General features: G+C 72.9%; 20 protein-coding genes and 1 tRNA gene. 15 read left to right on the plus strand and 6 right to left on the minus strand.

Going from position 1 to position 20,608, the window contains the following annotated elements:
- Positions 1 to 2 precede the first annotated feature (2 nt).
- Positions 3 to 950, plus strand: coding sequence for a hypothetical protein (locus AB0B97_RS14705; RefSeq protein ID WP_357493832.1), 948 nt, complete (start codon positions 3 to 5; stop codon positions 948 to 950).
- A 29-nt stretch (positions 951 to 979) separates the two neighbouring features.
- Here AB0B97_RS14705 and mdlC read toward each other — a convergent pair whose 3' ends face one another.
- A complete protein-coding gene (gene mdlC / locus AB0B97_RS14710) occupies positions 980 to 2,575 on the minus strand; it encodes a benzoylformate decarboxylase (RefSeq protein ID WP_357493834.1) in 1,596 nt (531 codons plus the stop codon).
- A gap of 142 nt (positions 2,576 to 2,717) precedes the next feature.
- Complete coding sequence (locus tag AB0B97_RS14715) at positions 2,718 to 3,518, minus strand: S-methyl-5'-thioadenosine phosphorylase (protein ID WP_234583084.1); 801 nt, start codon at positions 3,516 to 3,518, stop codon at positions 2,718 to 2,720.
- A 172-nt stretch (positions 3,519 to 3,690) separates the two neighbouring features.
- On the opposite strand from AB0B97_RS14715, the gene AB0B97_RS14720 reads away from it, so the two are divergent.
- Together AB0B97_RS14720 and AB0B97_RS14725 are read left to right on the plus strand one after the other, a co-directional pair.
- On the plus strand, positions 3,691 to 4,281 hold the full coding sequence (locus tag AB0B97_RS14720) for a YqgE/AlgH family protein (RefSeq protein ID WP_234583082.1): 591 nt from the start codon (positions 3,691 to 3,693) through the stop codon (positions 4,279 to 4,281).
- A gap of 86 nt (positions 4,282 to 4,367) precedes the next feature.
- Positions 4,368 to 4,440, plus strand: a tRNA-Ala gene (locus tag AB0B97_RS14725).
- 62 nt (positions 4,441 to 4,502) lie between these two features.
- Here the strand turns inward: AB0B97_RS14725 and AB0B97_RS14730 are convergent.
- The gene (locus AB0B97_RS14730) at positions 4,503 to 5,753 is read right to left on the minus strand and encodes a hypothetical protein (protein ID WP_357493837.1); all 1,251 of its coding nucleotides are present in this window, start codon (positions 5,751 to 5,753) and stop codon (positions 4,503 to 4,505) included.
- Between the two features lie 241 nt (positions 5,754 to 5,994).
- Between AB0B97_RS14730 and AB0B97_RS14735 the strand changes: the two genes are divergently transcribed.
- Together AB0B97_RS14735 and AB0B97_RS14740 are read left to right on the plus strand one after the other, a co-directional pair.
- On the plus strand, positions 5,995 to 6,477 hold the full coding sequence (locus AB0B97_RS14735) for a sigma-70 family RNA polymerase sigma factor (RefSeq protein WP_234583080.1): 483 nt from the start codon (positions 5,995 to 5,997) through the stop codon (positions 6,475 to 6,477).
- A gap of 8 nt (positions 6,478 to 6,485) precedes the next feature.
- Complete coding sequence (locus AB0B97_RS14740; RefSeq protein WP_357493839.1) at positions 6,486 to 7,157, plus strand: hypothetical protein; 672 nt, start codon at positions 6,486 to 6,488, stop codon at positions 7,155 to 7,157.
- 76 nt (positions 7,158 to 7,233) lie between these two features.
- Here the strand turns inward: AB0B97_RS14740 and AB0B97_RS14745 are convergent, their stop codons facing one another.
- Positions 7,234 to 7,356: a 50S ribosomal protein L36 gene (locus AB0B97_RS14745; RefSeq protein WP_030490864.1), complete on the minus strand. Its 123-nt coding sequence runs from the start codon at positions 7,354 to 7,356 to the stop codon at positions 7,234 to 7,236.
- 139 nt (positions 7,357 to 7,495) lie between these two features.
- Between AB0B97_RS14745 and AB0B97_RS14750 the strand changes: the two genes are divergently transcribed.
- Positions 7,496 to 8,407 carry a lytic polysaccharide monooxygenase gene (locus tag AB0B97_RS14750; RefSeq protein WP_357493841.1) on the plus strand — a complete coding sequence of 304 codons (912 nt, stop codon included), beginning with the start codon at positions 7,496 to 7,498 and terminating at the stop codon, positions 8,405 to 8,407.
- Positions 8,408 to 8,435: 28 nt separating this feature from the next.
- Here AB0B97_RS14750 and mgrA read toward each other — a convergent pair whose 3' ends face one another.
- The gene (gene mgrA / locus AB0B97_RS14755) at positions 8,436 to 9,431 is read right to left on the minus strand and encodes an L-glyceraldehyde 3-phosphate reductase (RefSeq protein WP_357493843.1); all 996 of its coding nucleotides are present in this window, start codon (positions 9,429 to 9,431) and stop codon (positions 8,436 to 8,438) included.
- 70 nt (positions 9,432 to 9,501) lie between these two features.
- Here mgrA and AB0B97_RS14760 point away from each other — a divergent pair, with 70 nt between their 5' ends.
- The 8 genes from AB0B97_RS14760 (at position 9,502) to AB0B97_RS14795 (ending at position 18,136) form a co-directional block, all read left to right on the plus strand.
- Entirely contained in the window at positions 9,502 to 10,482 is a 981-nt protein-coding gene (locus AB0B97_RS14760) for an aldo/keto reductase (RefSeq protein WP_234583075.1), read from the plus strand.
- Entirely contained in the window at positions 10,479 to 10,985 is a 507-nt protein-coding gene (locus AB0B97_RS14765) for a hemerythrin domain-containing protein (protein WP_357493845.1), read from the plus strand. The genes AB0B97_RS14760 and AB0B97_RS14765 overlap by 4 nt, the downstream gene beginning before the upstream one ends.
- Positions 10,986 to 11,040: 55 nt before the next feature.
- Positions 11,041 to 12,285, plus strand: a complete 1,245-nt coding sequence (locus AB0B97_RS14770) for a histidine kinase (RefSeq protein ID WP_357493847.1) — start codon at positions 11,041 to 11,043, stop codon at positions 12,283 to 12,285.
- A complete protein-coding gene (locus tag AB0B97_RS14775; protein ID WP_234583069.1) occupies positions 12,282 to 12,932 on the plus strand; it encodes a response regulator transcription factor in 651 nt (216 codons plus the stop codon). Before AB0B97_RS14770 ends, AB0B97_RS14775 begins: the two co-directional genes overlap by 4 nt.
- Positions 12,933 to 13,008: 76 nt before the next feature.
- Positions 13,009 to 14,085 carry a hypothetical protein gene (locus AB0B97_RS14780; protein WP_357493849.1) on the plus strand — a complete coding sequence of 359 codons (1,077 nt, stop codon included), beginning with the start codon at positions 13,009 to 13,011 and terminating at the stop codon, positions 14,083 to 14,085.
- A gap of 66 nt (positions 14,086 to 14,151) precedes the next feature.
- The gene (locus AB0B97_RS14785; protein WP_234583066.1) at positions 14,152 to 15,603 is read left to right on the plus strand and encodes a sigma 54-interacting transcriptional regulator; all 1,452 of its coding nucleotides are present in this window, start codon (positions 14,152 to 14,154) and stop codon (positions 15,601 to 15,603) included.
- Positions 15,604 to 15,605: 2 nt separating this feature from the next.
- Positions 15,606 to 17,558, plus strand: coding sequence for a VWA domain-containing protein (locus AB0B97_RS14790; protein WP_234583065.1), 1,953 nt, complete (start codon positions 15,606 to 15,608; stop codon positions 17,556 to 17,558).
- Positions 17,559 to 17,671: 113 nt separating this feature from the next.
- Positions 17,672 to 18,136 (plus strand): hypothetical protein, encoded by a 465-nt coding sequence (locus AB0B97_RS14795; RefSeq protein ID WP_234583063.1) that lies wholly within the window; start codon positions 17,672 to 17,674, stop codon positions 18,134 to 18,136.
- A 105-nt stretch (positions 18,137 to 18,241) separates the two neighbouring features.
- Here the strand turns inward: AB0B97_RS14795 and AB0B97_RS14800 are convergent, their stop codons facing one another.
- On the minus strand, positions 18,242 to 19,249 hold the full coding sequence (locus tag AB0B97_RS14800; protein WP_357493852.1) for a DJ-1/PfpI family protein: 1,008 nt from the start codon (positions 19,247 to 19,249) through the stop codon (positions 18,242 to 18,244).
- Positions 19,250 to 19,302: 53 nt separating this feature from the next.
- Here AB0B97_RS14800 and AB0B97_RS14805 point away from each other — a divergent pair, with 53 nt between their 5' ends.
- Positions 19,303 to 20,607, plus strand: a complete 1,305-nt coding sequence (locus tag AB0B97_RS14805; protein ID WP_357493854.1) for an MFS transporter — start codon at positions 19,303 to 19,305, stop codon at positions 20,605 to 20,607.
- Position 20,608 lies beyond the last annotated feature (1 nt).

The raw sequence follows: 20,608 nt of genomic DNA on the forward strand, positions 1-20,608 counted from the left end.
GCATGCGTCGACCGGTTCTGCTGCTCGTACTTCCGCTGCTGTCCATGGTGGGCTGCGCCGCGACCGGCGCGACGCCCGCCGCCGGGCCCACCACGACGGCGCACAGCGCCTTCGACCAGCGGGCCAGCGCGGTCGCCGCGGCGTGGCGGCCCGGCCCCGGCTGGCGTGACGGCTACGTCCCCCTGCAGGGGCCGACGGTGCTCACCGGCGACCCGCGCTTCACGCCCGACACCGAGACGGCCTTCCGGGCCGGCTGGTACCGCGCCCAGGTCGCCATCCCACCCACCCGCGTCGGTGCCGAGATCCGGTTCCCGGACGGGCGGTTGACCCTGCCGCTGGTCAGCGCGGCCGAGGCGTACCGGCAGCTCGACCGGGGCGACCCGCTGCCCTGCCCCGGACGGCCGAAGCGGCCCGGCCTGCCGACTCCCGGCGGTCCCACAGTCGAACCCGGACCGGACGGCTGGGCGACCAGCACGACGGAGACGGCCTGCCTTCCGCTGACCGTCACCGGGGTGACCCTCGGTGCCGTCCCGGTCCGCACGAGTCGCGGGGAGGCGCAGGTGCCGGCCTGGCTGTTCACGGTGGAGGAGCTGGCCACCCCGGTCGCCCAGCTCGCCGTCGCGCCGACGGCCGTCACGCCCGTCCCCTCGGCGCCCACGCCGACCCAGCCCCTGCCGGAGGGTCTGGTGGCCGCCCAGGACATGGTGGCGGTGGACGGCGCTCGGTTGACCGTCCGGCTCGGCGTCGGCGCCTGCGACACCGACATCACCCCGGTGGTGTCGGAACGGCCGGACGTGGTCGTGGTCGGCGGCGCCGTCACCCGGGCCACCGGCGTGTGCACCGACGTGCTCAAGCTGGAGCCGGTCACCGTCACCCTGACCGCCCCGCTGGGGGCGCGGCCGGTGCTGGACGTCTTCACCGGCGCCCCGCTGACGATCGCCGCCCGGTGACGGGCCGCTGACCGCCCGCGCGGGCTCGGTCAGAGGATCGTGGGCACGTCGGTGCTGATCGGCACCGGCAGCACCGTGGGTCCGTCGGCGCGCAGGCCGGCGGCGAGGGCGGCGCCGAGCTGGTCGGGGGTCCGCACCACCTCGGTGGCGCAGCCGTAGCCGGCCGAGATGGCGGTGACGTCCAGCCCCGGCAGGTCCAGGCCGGGCACCCCGGGAGTGTTCTTCAGCTCGGCGAACGCCTTGAGGATCGCGTACTGCTGATTCACCGGGACGACTACCACCACGGGCAGTGCCAGGCGCGCGGCGGTCCACAGCGCCTGCACCGAGTAGTGGAACGAGCCGTCGCCGATCACCGCCACCACCGGCCGGCGACGCCCGGTGTCCCGCTCGGCCAGCGCCACCCCGATCGCGGCCGGCAGGCCGTAGCCGAGTCCGCCGCTGGCCATCGTGAAGTACGACGCCGGCCGGGTGATGCGCAGGTGGCGGCGCAGTGCGGACAGGTTGGACGGTGACTCCTGGACCAGTACGCCGTCGGCCGGCCAGTGCGCGGCCAGCGCGGCGAACATCGCGTCGGCGCTCAGCGGCACGGTGACCTCCGGGGGCTGCGGAGCGGCGCGCGGCGTCGGCGGCTGCCGGTCGGCGGCCGGAAGCCTGTCGAGCAGCGCGGCGAGAGTCAGCCCGGGGTCGCCGAGCAGGCTGTCCCCGACCGGGGCGCGGGCGGCCTCGTCCGGGTCGTCCGTGACGTGCAGCAGGCGGGCGCCCTCGGGCAGGTGGTCGCCCGGGACGTGCGGGTAGTAGCGGAACACCGGGGCGCCGACGACCAGGACGGTGTCGTGCCCCTGCAACGCTTCGGCCAGCGGCCTGATGGCGAACGGCAGGACCCCGCGGAACTGCGGGTGATCCTCCGGGAACACGGCCCGTTCCGGTGCGGGGGCCGACCAGACCGGTGCGGCCAGCCGCTCGGCCAGGGCGACGGCCGCCGGCCAGCTGCCGGAGCGGTCCACGCCGGGCCCGAACACCAGCACCGGGTTGCGGCTCTCGGCCAGCACCCGCGCGAACATGTCCAAGCGCTGCGGATCCGGCCCGAAGCGGGTAGCCACCGAGCGCGACGCGGGAGGCGCCTCGGCGGGCTGCGCCCAGTCGTCCATCGGCAGGGAGAGGAAGACCGGCCCGGCGGGCGGCTGCACGGCTGTCGCGTACGCCCGCAGCAGCGCCGCCGGGATGTCCTGCGCGCGGACCGGCTCGTAGCTCCACTTGACGTACGGTTCGGGCAGCTCTACCGCCCGTCGGTTGGTCAGCCGGGGCTCCAGCAGCAGCATCTCCCGGGTCTGCTGGCCGGCGGTGACGATCAGTGGCGTCTTGTTGTGCCAGGCGGTGACCAGGTTGCCCATACCGTTGCCCATTCCCGGGGCGGTGTGCAGGTTGACGTGCGCGGGCCTGCCCGCCGCCTGGGCGTACCCGTCGGCCATCGCCACCGCCGTGGCCTCCTGCAACGCGTGCACGTAGTGGAAGTCGGCCGGGAAGTCCTGCAGGAACGGTTCCTCGGTGGAGCCGGGGTTGCCGAAGACGGTGGTCATGCCGAGGGTGCGGAGCACGTCGTACGTCGCGTCCCGGACCGTTGCCATCGTCACCTGCCTCCGTGTCGCGCGCAGGGGCGACCGTGGCCGCCCTCCCGATCAGCCGAATCTATCGGGATGTGACGGACCTTTCGGGCGTTTCCCGGCCGTCAGCGGTCCGGCTCACCCACCGGGCCTCGTGCGGCGCAGGTCAGGGCAGCGCGAAGGGCAGTGTGATTCCGTCCAGCGCCCGGCCGCACGCGCAGTCCTGCTCGGCGGGCAGCGCCGCCACCGCGTCCAGCAGCACGTCCCGCAGGCGCTCGGTGTTGGCCGCGAAGACCCGGAACACCTCGTCCTGGGTCACCGACTCGCCCGCCTGCACCCCGGCGTCCAGGTCGGTGATCAACGCGATGGACGAGTAGCAGAGCGCCATCTCCCGGGCGAGCACCGCCTCCGGGTGACCAGTCATGTTCACGACAGTGCCGCCGATCGAAGCGAACCAGCGGGACTCGGCACGGGTGGAGAACCGTGGACCCTCGACCACCACCACCGTCCCGCCGTCCACCGCCGTGACGTCCCGGGACGCCGCCGCGGCGAGCAGCGCGTGCCGGCCCCGCGGGCAGTACGGGTCGGCGAACGGCACGTGCACCGCGCCCTCGTCGTAGTAGGTCTGCACGCGCCCGCTGGTGCGGTCGATGAGCTGGTCCGGCACCACGAACGTGCCCGGCCCCAGCTCCGGACGCAGCCCACCGACAGCGCACGGCGCCAACACCTGGCGTACGCCGAGGGACCGCAGTGCCCACATGTTGGCCCGGTACGGGATCCGGTGCGGCGGGTACCGGTGGTCGGAACCGTGCCGGGGCAGGAACGCGACCCGCCGCCCGGCCACCTCCGCAATGGTCACCGCGTCCGAGGGCGGACCGTAAGGGGTGCCCAGCTCATGCGGGGTGCCGTCGAGGAGGGCGTACAGGCCGGAGCCGCCGATCACCGCGAGGTCCGCCGTCGGTGCCATGGAACCTCCGTCGCAACTGTCCGATCACCCGCCGGTCAGACCTTAGCCAGCACCGGGGACGCAGGCTATGGTGCCAGGCATGGCGTTGACAGCGCGGCTGATCCCGATGCACCGTGCGGGTCCGGCGAATGACGGGTCCCCGGCGCGGGCTCACGGCTGACGGGTAGGTGAGATGCAGGGAGAGGGCCAGGCGATCGGCGGACGAGCGATGGAGTCGATGACCGGGCGGCTGCTGGTCGCGACTCCGGCGCTCAAAGACCCGAACTTCGACCGTACGGTGGTGCTGCTGGTCGCCCACGAGCCGGGTGGCGCGCTCGGCGTGGTCCTGAACCGGGCGACCGAGGTGCCGGTCGCCGAGGTGCTGGGTGACTGGAGTGACCTGGCCCGCCACCCCGCGGTGCTCTTCGAGGGCGGCCCGGTGCAGCCCGACTCGGCGATCTGCCTGGCCCGGATGCGGCAACCGCTGCGCCGGCTCAAGGGCTTTCACCAGGTCTCCGGCGCGGTCGGCACGATCGACCTCTCGGTCGACCCGGAGAAGCTGCGCGAGAGCATCGGCGGCATCCGGGTCTTCGCCGGCTACTCCGGCTGGGGCAGCGGGCAGTTGGAGCAGGAGATCGCCGACGGGTCCTGGTTCCTGCTGGACGCTCTGCCCGGCGACGCCTTCGTCGACCGCCCCGACGACCTGTGGCCGATGGTGCTGCGCCGGCAGGGCGGCATGATGGCCGCCGTCGCCCACTTCCCGCCGGACGTGGCCCTCAACTGACCCGGCCGGGCGGGACCCCGCGAGATGACCATGCCGGCCGGTCTGTGTATAGTTTCCCAGTGCCCGGGCGACCGGGACGACAGCAAGGGGCCGTGGCGCAGCTGGTAGCGCACCACACTGGCAGTGTGGGGGTCAGGGGTTCGAGTCCCCTCGGCTCCACCCTTGCGAAACGCCCTGGCGGGGATCATTCCCTGCCAGGGCGTTCTGCTGTGCCGACTCGTCTACTGGCTGAAGCGCATCCGGATGTCGTACTCGTAGGTGCTCTTCTGCCAGATCACCGAGAAGCGGCCCGTCGGGCTGGACGCGGGCTGCGCGAAGCGCCCGTCCGGGGAGAGGATCTCGGCCGCGCCGAACGCGCCGTCTGGCCCGATCGTCCTGGCCTGCACCCGTGTGGTCGAGAAGTCCGGGCTGGGCGAGTTCCACGTGACCAGGCCGTCACCGTCGTCGTCCAGGGCGACCTTCGGCCAGTCGCCGACACCGAGCCTGGTCACCGCGCCGAGGGCGCCGGTGCTGGAGATCGTGCGACCGAACACCTGGGTGCCCTCCGGGGTCCAGCGGCCCCAGGTCAGCACCGCGTCGCCGTCCAGGTCGGCGGCCAGTTCGTCGTGCAGGGTCAGCTCGTGGGTGGCCGGCGACACGCTGATGACGCTGCCCAGCGTGTCGGTGTGGCTGTAGTGGCGCACCCGCAGGCGAGGAGGCGCACCCGCCTTCGACCACCGGTAACTGATCACCGCGTCCCCGTCGCGGTCCAGGGCGACCGAGACGCTGCCGTACCGGATGTCGGTGGCCGCCCCGGCGATGGCGCGCAGGGCGGACACACCCTCCGGGCGGACCCGCCGCGCGACCACCCGCTCGTAGTTCTCGGTCCAGGCGACGAGGGCCGTTCCGGTGCGGTCCATGGCCACGACGGGCTGGTCGGCGCCCACGCCGAGGGTCAGCTCCGGCCCGAGGGAGCTGTCCGCGGCGAAGTACCGAGCCTTCGTGATGAACCCGCCGTCGCGGATCTCGGTCCAGGTGACCAGCGCCTGACCCGTGGGGTCCACCGCGACAGCCGGACTGGTCGCGCTCCAGGTGGCGATCGTCTGCAGCGGACCCGGTTCGCCCGTCGCGGACACCCGGCGGCCCACCACGAGGCTGTCCTGCGTCCACACCACTGCGGAGTCGCCGTCGTCGTCGGAGGCGATCTTGGGCCAGGACGCCACGGCGCCGCGCGGCGAGAGGGTCTGGATCGGGCCCCACACGCCGTCGGCGGAGACGGTCTGCGTCTTGACCTGGTCGTAGCAGCCGCTCGCGCTGCTGTCGCACCCCGCCCAGGCGAGCAGCGAGTCACCGTCGCGGTCGACCGCCACGAAGGGCTGGTCCTGCCCGCTCCAGCCGGCCTCGGACACCACCCGGACCGGGGTCCAACTGGCGGCCTGCGCGGGTGCCGGAACGGTGGCCAGCACCGCCAACGCGCCCGCCGCGCCGGCCACGAACCTGCGCGTACGCCGTCGGGTCGCTGACCTGTCTTCTCCGTGCACCGTCGCCCCCTGCAATCGATGAACATGCTCAGTCCAGGGCATGATCGCATCGACCGGGCCGTACCGCTCGCCGGTCGGGCCGCGGTGTGCGGGGCCTGCGGCCATCGCGACCACCGGGGCCCGTCGAGGGGTGCCGTGCAAATCTTTTTCCGGCTGCGGTAAATGAATCACCGTGCTCATGCGTGTGCCAGGTGTGGAGCAAGAACGGAAGGACTTCGCGGACTTCTACCAGCGCTGCCGGGACAACTGCCTGCGTGCCGTACTGGCCAGTACGGGTGATCGTGCGCTGGCGGAGGACCTGGTCGCCGAGGCGTTCGCGCGGGCCTGGGCCTCCTGGCGGAAGGTGAGTCGGCATCCGGCACCAACGGCGTGGGTGGTGCGCACCGCCCTCAACGTCCGGGTGTCCTGGTGGCGGCGTCGTCGGCGCGAGGTCGCCTTCGACGGCCACGACCTGCCCCGGCCGGATGACGACGTTCACGACGTCGACCAGGCGATGCTGAGCGCCATTCGCCAGCTACCGAAGCGGCAACGCGAGGTGATCGTTTTGCGGGTCTGGCTTGACCTGGACACCAACACCGTGGCCCACGAACTGGGCATCTCACCGCGGACCGTAGCGGTCCACCTGTCTCGCGCCACAGCGGCCCTGCGGGCGCAATTCGTGCCCGTGACCAGTTAGGACTCGAAATGAACGAGGATGAGGTGCTCAACGCGATGAGGAAAACTCTCTCCGGCGTGCGGATGGACCGTCCGGTCGAGGCGATCGAGGCGCGGGGCCACGCACGCCGGCGTAACCGTGGCGTGCTCGGTGTGGCCGCCGGCGGCGGGCTCGCCGCCCTGGCCGCCATCGCGCTGGCTGTGCCGCTGGGCTTCGGCAGTTCCGGCTCGTCGACGGCCGGCAGCACCGCTGCCGGCGGCACCGCGGCGCCGGCGGCCTCGGCGGGTGACGCCGTCACGGCGCCGGCCATGGAACCGGCGGCGTTCTCGGTGGTCAAGAAGGCGGACGGCTCGGTGCAGCTGCGCCTGCGGTCCAAGCAGGTGATCAATCCCGATGCGCTGGAGAAGGCGCTTGCCGACGCGGGCGTTCCGTCCGTCGTCAAGGCGGATCTCCTGTGCACGCCCAAGGGTGCGGAACTGCCCCAGATCAAGGAGGTCCTGACGTTCGACCGGATCCCCGGCGCCAACGAGGACGGCGTGTTCGGTGACTCGGAGTGGGTGATCGCGCCGTCGAAGATGCCGAAGGGCAGCATCCTGCACTTCAGCGTCTTCCCGGTGCACAAGGGCGCGGGCTACGAGAAGGTGGCCTGGGCTCTGGTGCCGAAGGACGCCCCGATGAACTGCCGCTCCCTCGTGGACTGAGTCCCGAACAGCGCCGGGGCGGATGCGGCATCGTGCCGCATCCGCCCCGGCGGAGGTATATCCGATAAGTGTGTTATCAGCCCTGACGGCTCTTCCACTGCGGGTTCGCGCGGTTCACCACGACCACCCGGCCGCGACGACGGACCACCACCGAACCCGGCTTCTGCTTCAGCGCACGCAACGAGCTACGTACCTTCATGTCTGCCTCCTCGGCCTGGGGGTCTGGCCTGAATCCGTACCGCCTATCGAAACGCCGAGGCCCGCCGGGCGATTCCCGGGCCCCGAGCGGTCGAACCTTTGGCGTCCCGCGTCCGTACCACTGCGCGGGAGGTCAATCCATGAGCGTGCGTCGAGTGCTCGCCGCCGTGCTGGTCGCCGTGGCGGCCGCACCGCTGGGCGCGGCGCCCGCCTGGGCGCACGGCGCCCCCACCGACCCGATCAGCCGGGCAGCGGCCTGCGGGCCGGAGGGCCGGCACGCCGCCAGTGCGGCCTGCCGGGCGGCGGTGGCGGCGGGCGCGGCCGTACGGGAATGGGACAACGTACGCGTCGCGGCCGTCAACGGTCGGGACCGGGAACGGATCCCGGACGGTGAGCTGTGCAGCGGTGGGCTGTCCGCGTACCGGGGACTGGACCTGCCCCGCACCGACTGGCCGAGCACCGAGGTGACCACGGGCGCGGCGTTCACCTTCCGCTACCGGACGACCATCGAGCACCGGGGCACCTTCCGGCTCTACGTCACCAAGTCCGACTACGACCCCCGTAAGCCGCTGACCTGGTCGGATCTGGAGTCACGGCCATTTCTGACCCGGACCGACCCGCCGGTGCGGGGCGGGGCGTACCAGTTGGCGGGCCGGCTGCCGGCGGACCGCAGCGGCCGACACCTGATCTACACGATCTGGCAGAACTCGAACACCCCGGACACCTACTACTCCTGCTCGGACGTCGTGTTCCGCACGGCGCGAAGCGGCGCGACGAAGAGCGCGACGAAGGCGGCCCCGGCTGCTGCGCGTACCGCCGCGAGTCAGCCGGCCGCCACCGACGCGGCGGCGGTGGCGGCGGCGGCCGACCCGGGCGTGCCGGTGGCGTCGGTGACCGACCTGGGTGCGCGGTGGCCGGTGCTGGCCGGCGCCGCAGTCGTGCTGGTCCTGGTGCTGGTCGGTGTGGGCCGCCGGCGACGCGGCGCGGCCGCGCCGGTGGGACGGCAGTGCGAGGTCCGCAACCACCGGGCCGGGCGGCGCCGGATCTGGTGACCCGGCCCGCCGCTCGACCCGGCGGCGCTCAGCCCAGCAGCCGGTCGATCTCGGCCAGCTCCTCGGCGGTGAAGTCGAGGTTGTCCACTGCGGCGATGTTGGTCTCCAACTGCTCGACGCTGCTCGCACCGATGATGAGGCTGGTCATCCGCGGGTCGCGCAGCGCCCAGGCCAGCGCGAGCTGCGCGAGGGACTGACCGCGTCGCTCGGCGACCGCGCCGAGCCCCCGGATGGTGGCCATCTTCTCGTCGCTGAGGTCGCTCTCGTTGAGAAAGACGCTGGTGCGCACCCGCGAGTCGGCCGGGATGCCACCCAGGTAGCGGTCGGTCAGCAGACCCTGAGCCAGCGGGCTGTACGCGATGCAGCCGGCCCCGACCTGCTCCAACGTGTCGAGCAGACCGTCGGACTCGGTCCAACGGTTGAGCATCGAGTACGACGGCTGGTTGATCAGCAGCGGCGTGCCCAGCTCGCGCAGGATCGCGGCGGCCCGCGTGGTCTGCTCCGAGTTGTAGTTCGAGATGCCCACGTACAGCGCCTTGCCGGAGCGGACGATGGCGTCCAACGCGCCCATCGTCTCCTCGAGCGGGGTGTCCGGGTCGAAGCGGTGCGAGTAGAAGATGTCGACGTAGTCCAGGCCCATCCGGCCCAGCGACTGGTCCAGCGACGAGATCAGGTTCTTGCGCGAGCCCCACTCGCCGTACGGGCCGGGCCACATCAGGTAGCCGGCCTTGCTGGAGATGACCAGCTCGTCCCGGTACGCCTTGAAGTCGGTGGCGAGCATCCGACCGAAGTTCTCCTCCGCCGAACCGGGCGGCGGACCGTAGTTGTTGGCCAGGTCGAAGTGGGTGACGCCCAGGTCGAAGGCACGGCGGACGATGTCGCGCTGCCTGTCGAACGGACGGTCCGGGCCGAAGTTGTGCCAGAGCCCGAGGGAGACGACGGGCAGCCGCAGGCCACTGCGTCCGCTGCGCCGGTAGGTCATGGTGTCGTAGCGGTCATCCGGGGCGAGGTAAGTCACGATCATGAGCCTAGCCGCGGGCCGTGGTGCACGGGATCGGGCGTGGAAACCGGGACAACGGGGTAGTTTCGAGGCCATGCGGTTCATCGCCCTCGACACCCCCAAACCGCTCTCCAAGATCGGCCTCGGCACCTGGCAGTTCGGCTCCCGCGAGTGGGGCTACGGCCCCGACTTCGAGCAGCGGGCCGCGCAGATCGTCCGGCGGGCCGTCGAGCTGGGCGTGACAGTCTTCGACACCGCGGAGATCTACGGCTTCGGGCGCAGCGAGCGGATCCTCGGCGCGGCGCTCGGCGACGACCGGCCCAAGGTCGTGGTCGCCAGCAAGATCTTCCCCGTGCTGCCGGTGGCCGCGGTGGTGCAGCAGCGGGCGGTCGCCTCGGCGGCCCGCCTCGGCGTCACCAGCATCGACCTTTACCAGGTGCACCAGCCCCACCCGCTGGTCGCCGACCACACCACGATGCGCGGCATGCGGGCCCTGCAGGACGTCGGGCTGGTCGGTGAGGTCGGGGTCAGCAACTACGGGCTGCGCCGCTGGCAGGTCGCCGAGGCCGCACTCGGCCGGCGGGTGCTCAGCAACCAGGTCCGCTACAGCATGCTGGACCGCGCACCCGAACAGGACCTGCTGCCGTACGCGCGCCAGACCGGCCGGGTCGTCATCGCGTACAGCCCGCTGGCGCAGGGCTTCCTGTCCGGCCGGTACGACGCGAAGAACCCGCCGACCGGCGCGGTCCGCCGCGCCAACCCGTACTTCCTGCCGGAGAACCTGGAGCGGGGCGCCGTCCTGATCGACACGCTGCGCCAGGTCGCCGAGGCACACGACGCCACACCCAGCCAGATCGCGCTGGCGTACCTGCTGCGCCACCCGAACGTGCTGGCCATTCCCGGCGCGTCAAGCGTGGAGCAGATGGAACGCAACGCCGCGGCGGCCGACCTCGACCTCGCCGACGACGAGTACGCGGCGCTGGCCGAGGCCGCCAAACGGTTCCGCCCGGTCACCGGGCTCGCCGCGCTGCCCCGGATGCTGCGTAACCGGATCGCCGGCCCGACGGAGAAATGAGCACAGTGGACGACATCACCGCACTGATCCTGGACGACCACGCCACCTTCCGGCGCGGCTTCGCCCGCCTGGACGACGCCCGCGACGAGCAGGAGCTGCTGGCCATCTGGGAGGCGCTCGCCCTGCACCTGGACATCCACGCCGAGGCGGAGGAGGCGATCCTCTACCCGCACCTGGTCAAGCACGGTGACGACGGCGAGGACGAGACCGCCGACGCGATCGGCGACCACAACAAGATCCGGGACGCCATCGCCGAGTCCAAGCTGCACCCGGTCGGCTCGAAAAAGTGGTGGGAGGCCGTCGGTACGGCCCGCCGGGAGAACAGCGAGCACCTCGCCGAGGAGGAGGACGAGGCGCTGCCCGACTTCCGCCGGCACGCCAGCTTCGAACTGCGCGCCGAGCTGGGCCAGCGCTGGCTGACCTTCTACGGCGAGCACAAGAACGGCCGCGACCTGCCGTTCCGCGACAAGGACCCGCAGGGGTACGTCGCCGACCACCGCTGAGATCTCCCCGGTGCGGGGGAGTCGCACCCCGGGGTGACGGCAGCAGAATGACCGCATGACCTTCCGCGCGGCACTGGCCCCGCTGGTGGCCGGCAGCACCTGGCGACGCGGCGTGTTCCTGCTGCTCGGTGGTGTGCTGGCGCTGCCGTACGGCGTCCTCGCGGTGACGTTCGCGCAACTGCTCACCGACTCGACGATCCCCCGCCCACTGGTGTACGCCCTCCTGCTGATCGCGGCGTTGATCGCCGTGGTGCCGCTGCTGCTGGACGGCAGCCGGGCGCTGGAGATCGCCGCCGTGCGGGCGCTGCTCGGCGTCGACCTGCCCGACCCCGCCCCGGGGCACCGCGGCGACCGGGAGAGCCGCCTGCGCAGCGCGCTCTGGATCGCCACGCACCTCATCATCGGCGCGCTGGTGATGATCGCCCTGTTCAGCGCCCTGCCGATGGCGCTGGCGTTCATCGCCCAGCAGTTCGGTGTGGGCGCCGAACTGACCAGCCAGGAGCGGTTCGGGCCGCTGGACGGACGGGACAGCGGCGCTCTGACGCTGACCGGGGTGGCCCTGCTGGTCGGCCTCGGCTACGCCGTCGCCGGACTCGGCGCGCTCGCCGTCTCGATGGCGCCGGTGCTGCTCGGCCCCGCGCAAGCCGAGCGGATCGCCGCGCTCGAGGCGCGCGCCACCCGACTGGCCGAGCGCAACCGGCTGGCCCGGGAACTGCACGACTCGGTAGGTCACGCGCTGACCGTGGCCACCCTCCAGGCCGGCGCGGCCCGCGAGGTGCTCGACAGCGATCCGGAGTTCGTCAGGCGGGCGCTCACCGCCATCGAGGAGGCCGGGCGGACCGCGATGGACGAGCTGGACCACGTGCTCGGGCTGCTCCGCGAGAACGGCGGCGACCGGCCCTCGGTGGCACCGCAACGTACCCTCGCCGACCTGGACCGGCTGGTCGCCGACACCCGCGCGGCCGGGCTGACCGTGCACGCGCAGCGCGTCGGCGACCCGGCGCGACTGCCCGCGATCGTCTCCCGGGAGGGCTACCGGATCGTCCAGGAGGGACTGACCAACGCCGTCCGCTACGGCCACGGGCCGGTGACACTGCGCCTGGACCTGCGGCCGGACGCGCTGGAGCTGGAACTGGTCAACACGATGAGCAGCCCCGACCGGGCCGACACGGGGCGGTCCGGTCGGGGCCTGGACGGCATGCGGGAACGGGTGCTGCTGCTCGGCGGTCGACTCACCGTGGGGCCGGACGGCGACCGCTGGCTGATCCGGGCCCGCCTGCCCTATGAGGACGTGCGATGACCACGGGTGTGCTGATCGTCGACGACGACGAGTTGATCCGGGTCGGGCTGCGGGCCATCATCGACGCTCAACCCGATCTGCGGGTGCTCGCCGAGGCCGCCGACGGCGCCGAGGTGCCGCCCCTGGTCGCCCGGCACCGCCCGGACGTGGTGCTGATGGACGTGCGGATGCCCGGCATCGACGGCATCCAGGCCACCCGGCACCTGCTGGCCACCTCCGCCGACCCGCCCCGGGTGCTGGTCGTCACCACGTTCGCCAACGACGAGTACGTCTACGAGGCGCTGCGCGCCGGCGCCTCCGGCTTCCTGCTCAAACGGGCCCGGCCGGCGGAGGTCATCGAGGCGGTCCGGGTCGTCGCGGCGGGCGAGTCGCTGCTCTTCCCGGCCGCGATCCGCCAGCTCGTCGGGGCGTACGGGCCGGCGGGTGGCGACCGGCTGCGGGCTGCCCGGCTCACCGAGCGGGAGGCCGAGGTGCTGCGGCTGATGACCACCGGCCGGTCCAACCCGGAGATCGCCGCGCACCTGGTGGTCGGGGTGGAGACGGTCAAGACGCACGTCGGCAACGTGCTGGCCAAGCTGGGCGTCCGGGACCGTACGCAGGCAGTGATCGCCGCCTACGAGTCCGGCTTCGTCACCCCGTCCGGCTGATCGGTCCCCCACCCGGGGGAGCGGGTTCACCGCCGGCCGGGAGGGTTTCGACCGGCTGCCGGCCGAGGCTGAGAGCATGACGACGATCACCGCATCCCGACCCCGTTCCGACTCCCGCTGGCCGGACCGGTTCGCCCCACTGGCCGCCGGTTGGCTCGGCCTGTGGGGCGTACTCGCCCTGGTCAGCATGCTCACCGGCGCCGGCTACCCGTTCGGCGCGAACGACAGGCACGGCGGCGACGTGAACCTGCTGCGCCTGGTGCCCGTGGACGTGGCCACCCCACTCTTCGCCGGCGTCCTGCTCACCGCCGCGGTGGCCGCCCTCGCCATGAGCCGCCCCGCGGTCCGCCCGCCCGGCCCGCTGCGGGTGTTGCTCGCCGGCTACGGCTGGGCGGTGGCGTTCGGACTCGCCGTGATCGTCCCGGACGCCCGCGTGCTGATCGTCCTCGGCTACCTGCCGATCCTGATCGTGGGAGCGCCGTTCGGCTGGCCGCCCGTCGACTACTCCGACATCTTCAACTGGGCGCTGTTCGGTCGGTTCGCCGCGCTCGCCGGCGGGCTGCTGCTGGCCGGGGCGGTCCTCACCTGGCAGCGCCGTACCGCCGGGGCCTGCGTCGGCTGCGGGCGCGGCGACACCGACCGGGGTTGGACCACCCCGGCCGCCGCCGCGCGCTGGGGTCGGTGGGCCGCCGGCATCGCGGCGGCGATTCCGCTGACGTACGCGTCGACCCGGTTCGCCTGGGCCGCCGGCATCCCGCTCGGCATCTCCCGCGAGTTCCTGACCGAGATGCAGGACACCGGGCTGGTCTGGGCGGGGTTCGGGCTGGGCGCGTTCGCCACCGTCGGCGCGATCCTCACCCTCGGGCTGGTCCAGCCTTGGGGCGAGCGGTTCCCGCGCTGGATGGTCGGGCTCGCCGGTCGCCGGGTGCCGGTGCTGCTGGCCGTGGTGCCGGCCACCCTGGTCGCCATCGCGGTGACCGCCGCCAGCCTGGGACTGCTCAGCAACCCCAGGTTCTGGGAGCTCACCGGCGGGGTCAGCCTGACCGGGGCGCCCATGCTGCTCTGGCCGCTGTGGGGCGTGGCGCTCGGCGCGGCGACGTACGCGTACCACAGGCGCCGCCTGGGGACCTGCGGACGCTGCGGCCGGGGCTGAGGGTGGGCGGTGGGGGTGCTCCCGATGCCCGGGGCGCCCCCGCGAATGTGAGCTAGCGTTACTCGGGTGACTGCGCCTACCCCGGTAATCCCGGTTCCACCGGCCGACCTGCCCGGCACGCTCGGCGCGCTGCGCGCGGCCGGTCACCAGTACCGCACCGTCAAGCAGGAACTCCGCGACAACCTCCTCGCCCGGATGCGTTCCGGCGAGACCCGTTTCCCGGGCATCGTCGGCTACGACGACAGCGTCCTTCCCGAGGTCGAGCGGGCTCTGCTCGCCGGGCACGACATGGTGCTGCTCGGCGAGCGCGGCCAGGGCAAGACCCGACTGATCCGCGCGCTGGGCGGGCTGCTCGACGAGTGGACCCCCGTCATTGCAGGTTCGGTCCTCAACGAGCACCCGATGCACCCGCTCACCCCCGCGTCGGTCGCCCAGGTCGCCGAGGCCGGCGACGAGCTGCCGATCGGCTGGCTGCACCGCTCGATGCGCTACGGCGAGAAGCTCGCCACCCCGGACACGAGCGTCGGCGACCTGATCGGTGACGTCGACCCGATCCGGATCGCCCAGGGACGCACCCTCGGTGACCCGGAGACCATCCACTTCGGGTTGGTGCCGCGCACCAACCGGGGCATCTTCGCCGTCAACGAACTGCCCGACCTGGCCGAGCGCATCCAGGTGGCGCTGCTCAACGTGCTGGAGGAGCGGGACATCCAGGTCCGCGGCTACCAGCTGCGCCTCCCGCTGGACCTGCTCCTGGTGGCCAGCGCCAACCCGGAGGACTACACCAACCGCGGCCGGATCATCACGCCGCTCAAGGACCGGTTCGGCGCCGAGATCCGCACCCACTACCCGGTAGACCTGGAGTTGGAGCTGGCGCTGATCCGCCAGGAGGCCGACCTGGTCGCCGAGGTGCCGGAGCACGTGCTGGAGGTGCTGGCCCGGTTCGCGCGCGCCGTGCGGGAGTCCCCGTCGGTGGACCCGCGCTCCGGTGTCTCCGCCCGGTTCGCGATCGCCGCCGCCGAGACGGTCGCCGGTGCCGCGTTGCGCCGTGCCGGCCTGCTCGCCGCCTCCGCCAACCCGGACGGTCGGTCCGAGGCCGCGGTGGCGCGGGTCGGCGACGCGGTGTCGGTGACCAGCACGCTGCGCGGCAAGGTGGAGTTCGAGAGCGGCGAGGAGGGGCGGGAGATCGAGGTCCTCGCCCACCTGCTGCGGACCGCCACCGCCGAGACGTTCCGCGCCCACCTCGCCGGGCTGGACCTGTCCGGGTTCACCGCCCTGGTCGAGGACGGGACGGCGATCGAGACCGGCGAGCTGGTCGGTTCGACCGAGCTGCTGCGCCAGGTGGGCACCGTTCCCGGCCTGGCCAAGGTGCTGGACCGGCTCGGCCTCGGCGACGCGCCCACCCCGGAGGAGGCCGCTGCCGCGGTCGAGTTCGTGCTGGAGGGGCTGCACCTGACCCGCCGGCTCGGCAAGGACGTGACCGACTCGGGGCGCACCGTCTACGGCGGCCGGGGCTGACCATGGCCGGCAACCGGTTCCGGTACGGGCAGTGGAACGGCGGGCCCGACCCGCTCGCACCCCCGTACGACGTGCGTGAGGCGGTGGACGCGGTCGGCGCCGAGGTGCTGGCCGGCGGCAGCCTGCGGGAGGCGCTGCGCGACCTGCTGCGCCGTGGCCCGCTGGGGCGTGGCGGGCTCGACGACCTGGCCGCCCGGGCGCGACGGCTGCGCCGCGAGGCGCTGCGCCGTGGCGATCTCGACGGTGCGGTGACCCGCGCACAGGCGCTGCTCGACCAGGCCCTCGCCGCCGAGCGCGACGAGCTGCGGGGCCGCGACGACGACGACGCGCGGTTCGCCGAGGCGGTGCTGGACAACCTGCCCCGCTCCACCGCGCGGGCGGTCGAGGAGCTGTCCGGCTACCAGTGGGCCAGCGAGGACGCCCGCCGCTCGTACCAGCAGATCCTCGACCAGCTCCGCGACGACGTCCTCGGTCAGCGGTTCGCCGGGCTGCGCGACGCGGTACGCGCGTCGGCCGATCCGGCGGCGCAGCAGCGGCTCGCCGAGATGATGCGGGACCTGAACGACCTGCTGGCCCGGCACGGCCGCGCGGAGGACACCACCGACGCGTTCGCCGAGTTCATGCGCCGGCACGGTGACTTCTTCCCGGAGCAGCCGGAGACTGTCGACGAGCTGATCGACGTGCTGGCCCGCCGCTCGGCGGCCGGTGAGCGGCTGATGAACTCGCTCTCCGAGCGGCAGCGCGCCGAGCTGGCCGGCCTGATGCGGCAGTCACTCGGCGACCGACTCGCCGGGGAGCTGTCCGCGCTCGACGCGAACCTGCGGGCGCTGCGACCGGATCTGCGGTGGGGGCGTGGCGAGCGGGTCCGGGGTGAGCAGCCGCTGGACTACGCCGACGCCGCCGGGGCGCTGGGTGAGATCGGCGAGCTGGACGACCTGCTGGACCAGCTCGACCAGGAACACCCCGGGGCCACGCTGGACGACGTGGACGTCGATGCGGTGGCCCGGACGCTGGGCCGGGACGCCGCCGACGACGTACGCCGCCTGCGTGATCTGGAGCGGGAGCTACGCCGGCAGGGTTGGGTGAGTCGGGACGCGGACGGGCTCACGCTGAGCCCGAAAGCGCTGCGCCGACTCGGTGGCACCGCGCTGCGGCGGGTCTTCGCCGAACTGACCGCCGGGCCGCGGGGCCAGCACGACCTGCGCTCGGCGGGCGCCGCGGGCGAGGTCAGCGGCGCGTCCCGCCCCTGGGAGTACGGCGACGAGCAGCCGTTGGACGTGGTCCGCACGCTGACCCGGGCGGTCCGCCGGGCCGGCCCGACAGTTCCGCTTCAGCTCGCGGTGGACGACTTCGAGGTGGTGGAGACCGAGAAGCGGGCCTCCGCGGCGGTGGTGCTCTGCGTCGACCTGTCGTACTCGATGATCTCGCAGGGTCGTTGGGGGCCGATGAAGCAGACGGCGCTGGCGTTGGCGCACCTGATGGAGACCCGTTTCCCGCAGGACGCGTTGCAGATCGTGGGCTTCGGTCGGGAGGCGATGACCCTCACCCAGCAGGAGCTGGCGGCGGTGGAGCCCGACATGGAGCAGGGCACGAACCTTCAGCACGCGTTGCGGCTGGCCGCTCGGCACCTGCGCCGCCATCCGGACGCCGAGCCGGTGGTGCTGGTGGTCACGGACGGGGAGCCGACCGCCCACCTGGACCCGGACGACGGCGAGGCGCTGTTCCACTGGCCGCCGCTGCCGGAGACGATCGAGGCGACCGTCCGTGAGGTGGACAAGCTGAGCCGCTACGGCGCCACTCTCAACCTGTTCATGCTCGGCGACGACCCGGGTCTGCGCCGCTTCGTCGACGCGGTGGCCCGGCGCAGCCGGGGTCGCATGTTCACTCCCGACACCGACGACCTGGGCGAGTACGTGGTGTCCGACTACCTCCGCTCCCGCCAGTCCCGCCGCTGAACCGACCCGTGTCGATCATGGAGTTGTCGTGGGTGGCAAATGCCGCTCATCCGGGTGAACCGGGCACCACAACGCCATGATCGACACGGTGGGGCGGGTGTGGTGGGGGTGTGGTGGAGACTGGTGGCTTGCGGCGCGCTTATGACGGGGTGTTCGCCGAGATCGACGGGGCGACGTTTGGTCCGGCTCCGGAGGGGCAGCTCAGCGCGGAGCAGATCGTCGCGCATCTGGTCGCCAACGACGAGCTGATGATCCAGGCCACCGAGGCGCTGCTGGCCGGGTCGCCGTTCGCCTACTACGAGCTGGAAGAGGACATCCACCGTCCGCAGCTCGACGCGCTCGCCGCCGAGCACGGTGGTCTGCGTGGCCTGACCGCGCTGCTGCACGACACCAGCGACCGGCTGTGCGGGCTGGTCGATCAGCTCGGCCTGGCCGCCGACACCCCGGTCGAAACGCACCTGCGCGAGGGCTTCGACCTCATCGTGGACGAGCCGCTGCCCTGGTCCCGCACCCTCGACCTGCACACCCGCGTGCACCTGCCCAAACACCAGTCCCAGCTGCACCTGCTCCGTACCTGAGCCGCAGCCCCAGGGCCCTCGCCGATCTTGCATATTCTGTCTCGACAAAGGTGTGCACAAAGGGCATCTCGGCGACCGAAAGCGCAAGATCGCGGTGGTGGGGGGTCAGGGGTTGATCAGCTCGGGGCGAGGGTGGAAGGTGCGGCGGTAGGTGGACGGGGCCACGCCGACGCGTTGGTGGAGCTGCTGGCGTAGGGCCGCCGTCGTGCCGAAACCGCAGCGGCTGGCGATCTGGTCGACGGTGAGGTCGGTCGTCTCCAACAGCAGTCGCGCGTGGTCGGTGCGCTGCTGCAGCAGCCACTGGGCCGGGCTCAGGCCGGTCTCCGAGCGGAAGCGGCGGGTGAAGGTCCGCACGCTCATCCGCGACTGCTCGGCCAGGTCGCGCAGCGCGATCGGCTCGTGCAGCCGCTGCCGTGCCCACTCCCGGGCGCCCGCCGTGCTGGTGTCGGTCGCCTTCGGCACCGGCTGCTCGATGTACTGCGCCTGCCCACCGTCGCGCCACGGCGGCATCACGCAGCGGCGGGCCGCCCGGTTGGCGACCTCGCTGCCGTGGTCGAGGCGGATGACGTGCAGGCAGAGGTCGATGCCGGCGGCCACTCCGGCCGAGGTGAACACCCGGTCGTCGACGATGAAGAGCACGTCCGGGTCGAGGGCCACCCGGTCGTACAGGCAGCGGAACCGCTCGGCGTACGCCCAGTGGGTGGTGGCCCGGCGTCCGTCGAGCAGACCGGCCGCGGCCAGCACGAACGCCCCCGTGCAGATCGACATGATCCGGGCGCCCCGCTCGTACGCCGACCGCAGCGCCGCGGCCACCTCCGGCTCGATGCCGCCGGAGGTCAGTGCGGCGCCGTCGTGGATGCCCGGGACGATCACCGTGTCGGCGGTGTCGAGCAGCTCCAGCCCGTGGTCGGCGAGCACCTGGAAGCCTGCGGTGCTGCGAACCGGCCGCCCACCCGGGGTGCACACCCGCACGTCGTAGTGGTGCTCGTCGTCGGCCCCCCGGGCGGTGCTGAAGACCTGGGACGGGGTGCCCAGATCGAGGCCGACGACCTGGTCGAGGGCGAGGACGGCGATCCGGTGCGGGCCACTGCTCATGGCCCGATTATTGCGCATGATGGCTTTCCGGCCACTCGTCGCCACGGAGGGCGCGACTCAGACTGAGCAGCGTGACCAAGAACCGTCGCCTGCACCCCGCCTGGCTCGTCGCCGCCGTGGCCTTCGTGGCGCTGGTCGGCGCGGCCGGCTTCCGCGCCACCCCGTCGGTGCTGCTGCACCCGTTGCACGAGGAGTTCGGCTGGCCGCTCGCCACCATCTCCGCGGCCGTCTCGGTCAACCTGCTCCTGTACGGGCTGACCGCGCCTTTCGCCGCCGCGCTGATGGACCGGTTCGGGATCCGCCGGGTGGTCTCGGTGGCGCTGCTGCTGGTCGCCGCCGGCAGCGGCCTGACGGTCTTCATGACCGCGAGCTGGCAGTTGCTGCTGTGCTGGGGCGTCCTCGTCGGCCTGGGCACCGGCTCGATGGCGCTGGCGTTCGTGGCGACGGTCACCGGGCGCTGGTTCGTCCGTCGACGGGGGCTCGTGACCGGCGTGCTGACCGCGGGCGGGGCTGCCGGCCAACTGATCTTCCTGCCGCTGGTCGCCGTGCTGGTGCGCGACCACGGATGGCGCACGGCGGCGCTCGTCGTGGCCGGAGCCGCCCTGGCGGTCGTACCCCTGGTGGTGTGGTTGCTGCGCGAACACCCGGCGGATCTCGACCTGCCCGCCTACGGCGCGACCGAGGTTGTCGCGGCGCCGCCGCCGACCGGCGGCGCGGCGACCCGGGCGCTGGGCGCGCTGGCCGCCGCGGCCCGGACCCGGCCGTTCTGGCTGCTGGCCGGCGGGTTCGCGATCTGCGGCGCCACCACCAACGGCCTCGTCGGTACGCACTTCGTGCCGGCCGCGCACGACCACGGCATGGCCGAGACCACGGCGGCCGGGCTGCTCGCGCTGGTGGGGCTCTTCGACATCGTCGGCACGATCGCCTCCGGCTGGCTCACCGACCGGGTGGACAGTCGGTTGCTGCTCGGCGCGTACTACGCCCTGCGCGGGTTGTCGCTGCTGGTGCTGCCGAGCCTGTTCAGTGGCGCCGCCCGGCCGAGCATGCTGGTGTTCATCGTCTTCTACGGCCTGGACTGGGTGGCCACCGTGCCGCCGACTGTCGCGCTGTGCCGGGAGTACTTCGGCGGCGCCGGCGCCGTCGTGTTCGGCTGGGTGTTCGCCGCCCACCAGTTCGGGGCGGCGCTCGCGGCGACGGGCGCCGGACTGGTCCGCGACCGGCTCGGCGACTACGCGCTGGCCTGGTACGTGGCGGGTGCCCTGTCGATCGGCGCCGCCGGGCTGTCGTTGCTGCTGCGTCGACGGCCGGGCCGACCGGTGCCGGAGGCCGTCCTTCTCGCCGCGACCGCACCCCGGGCGTGGAGCTTCCGGGGCTGAG

Origin of the sequence: Micromonospora sp. NPDC049004 (genome assembly GCF_040649315.1) — a bacterium.
Taxonomy (GTDB): domain Bacteria; phylum Actinomycetota; class Actinomycetes; order Mycobacteriales; family Micromonosporaceae; genus Micromonospora.

Excerpts from the sequence above, each read along its gene's own strand:
- AB0B97_RS14705 (WP_357493832.1), top strand. The coding sequence starts at position 3 with ATGCGTCGACCGGTTCTGCTGCTCGTACTTCCGCTGCTGTCCATGGTG.
- mdlC (WP_357493834.1), bottom strand. The coding sequence starts at position 2,575 with ATGGCAACGGTCCGGGACGCGACGTACGACGTGCTCCGCACCCTCGGC.
- AB0B97_RS14715 (WP_234583084.1), bottom strand. The coding sequence starts at position 3,518 with ATGGCACCGACGGCGGACCTCGCGGTGATCGGCGGCTCCGGCCTGTAC.
- AB0B97_RS14720 (WP_234583082.1), top strand. The coding sequence starts at position 3,691 with ATGCAGGGAGAGGGCCAGGCGATCGGCGGACGAGCGATGGAGTCGATG.
- AB0B97_RS14740 (WP_357493839.1), top strand. The coding sequence starts at position 6,486 with ATGAACGAGGATGAGGTGCTCAACGCGATGAGGAAAACTCTCTCCGGC.
- AB0B97_RS14745 (WP_030490864.1), bottom strand. The coding sequence starts at position 7,356 with ATGAAGGTACGTAGCTCGTTGCGTGCGCTGAAGCAGAAGCCGGGTTCG.
- AB0B97_RS14750 (WP_357493841.1), top strand. The coding sequence starts at position 7,496 with ATGAGCGTGCGTCGAGTGCTCGCCGCCGTGCTGGTCGCCGTGGCGGCC.
- mgrA (WP_357493843.1), bottom strand. The coding sequence starts at position 9,431 with ATGATCGTGACTTACCTCGCCCCGGATGACCGCTACGACACCATGACC.
- AB0B97_RS14760 (WP_234583075.1), top strand. The coding sequence starts at position 9,502 with ATGCGGTTCATCGCCCTCGACACCCCCAAACCGCTCTCCAAGATCGGC.
- AB0B97_RS14765 (WP_357493845.1), top strand. The coding sequence starts at position 10,479 with ATGAGCACAGTGGACGACATCACCGCACTGATCCTGGACGACCACGCC.
- AB0B97_RS14770 (WP_357493847.1), top strand. The coding sequence starts at position 11,041 with ATGACCTTCCGCGCGGCACTGGCCCCGCTGGTGGCCGGCAGCACCTGG.
- AB0B97_RS14775 (WP_234583069.1), top strand. The coding sequence starts at position 12,282 with ATGACCACGGGTGTGCTGATCGTCGACGACGACGAGTTGATCCGGGTC.
- AB0B97_RS14780 (WP_357493849.1), top strand. The coding sequence starts at position 13,009 with ATGACGACGATCACCGCATCCCGACCCCGTTCCGACTCCCGCTGGCCG.
- AB0B97_RS14790 (WP_234583065.1), top strand. The coding sequence starts at position 15,606 with ATGGCCGGCAACCGGTTCCGGTACGGGCAGTGGAACGGCGGGCCCGAC.
- AB0B97_RS14800 (WP_357493852.1), bottom strand. The coding sequence starts at position 19,249 with ATGCGCAATAATCGGGCCATGAGCAGTGGCCCGCACCGGATCGCCGTC.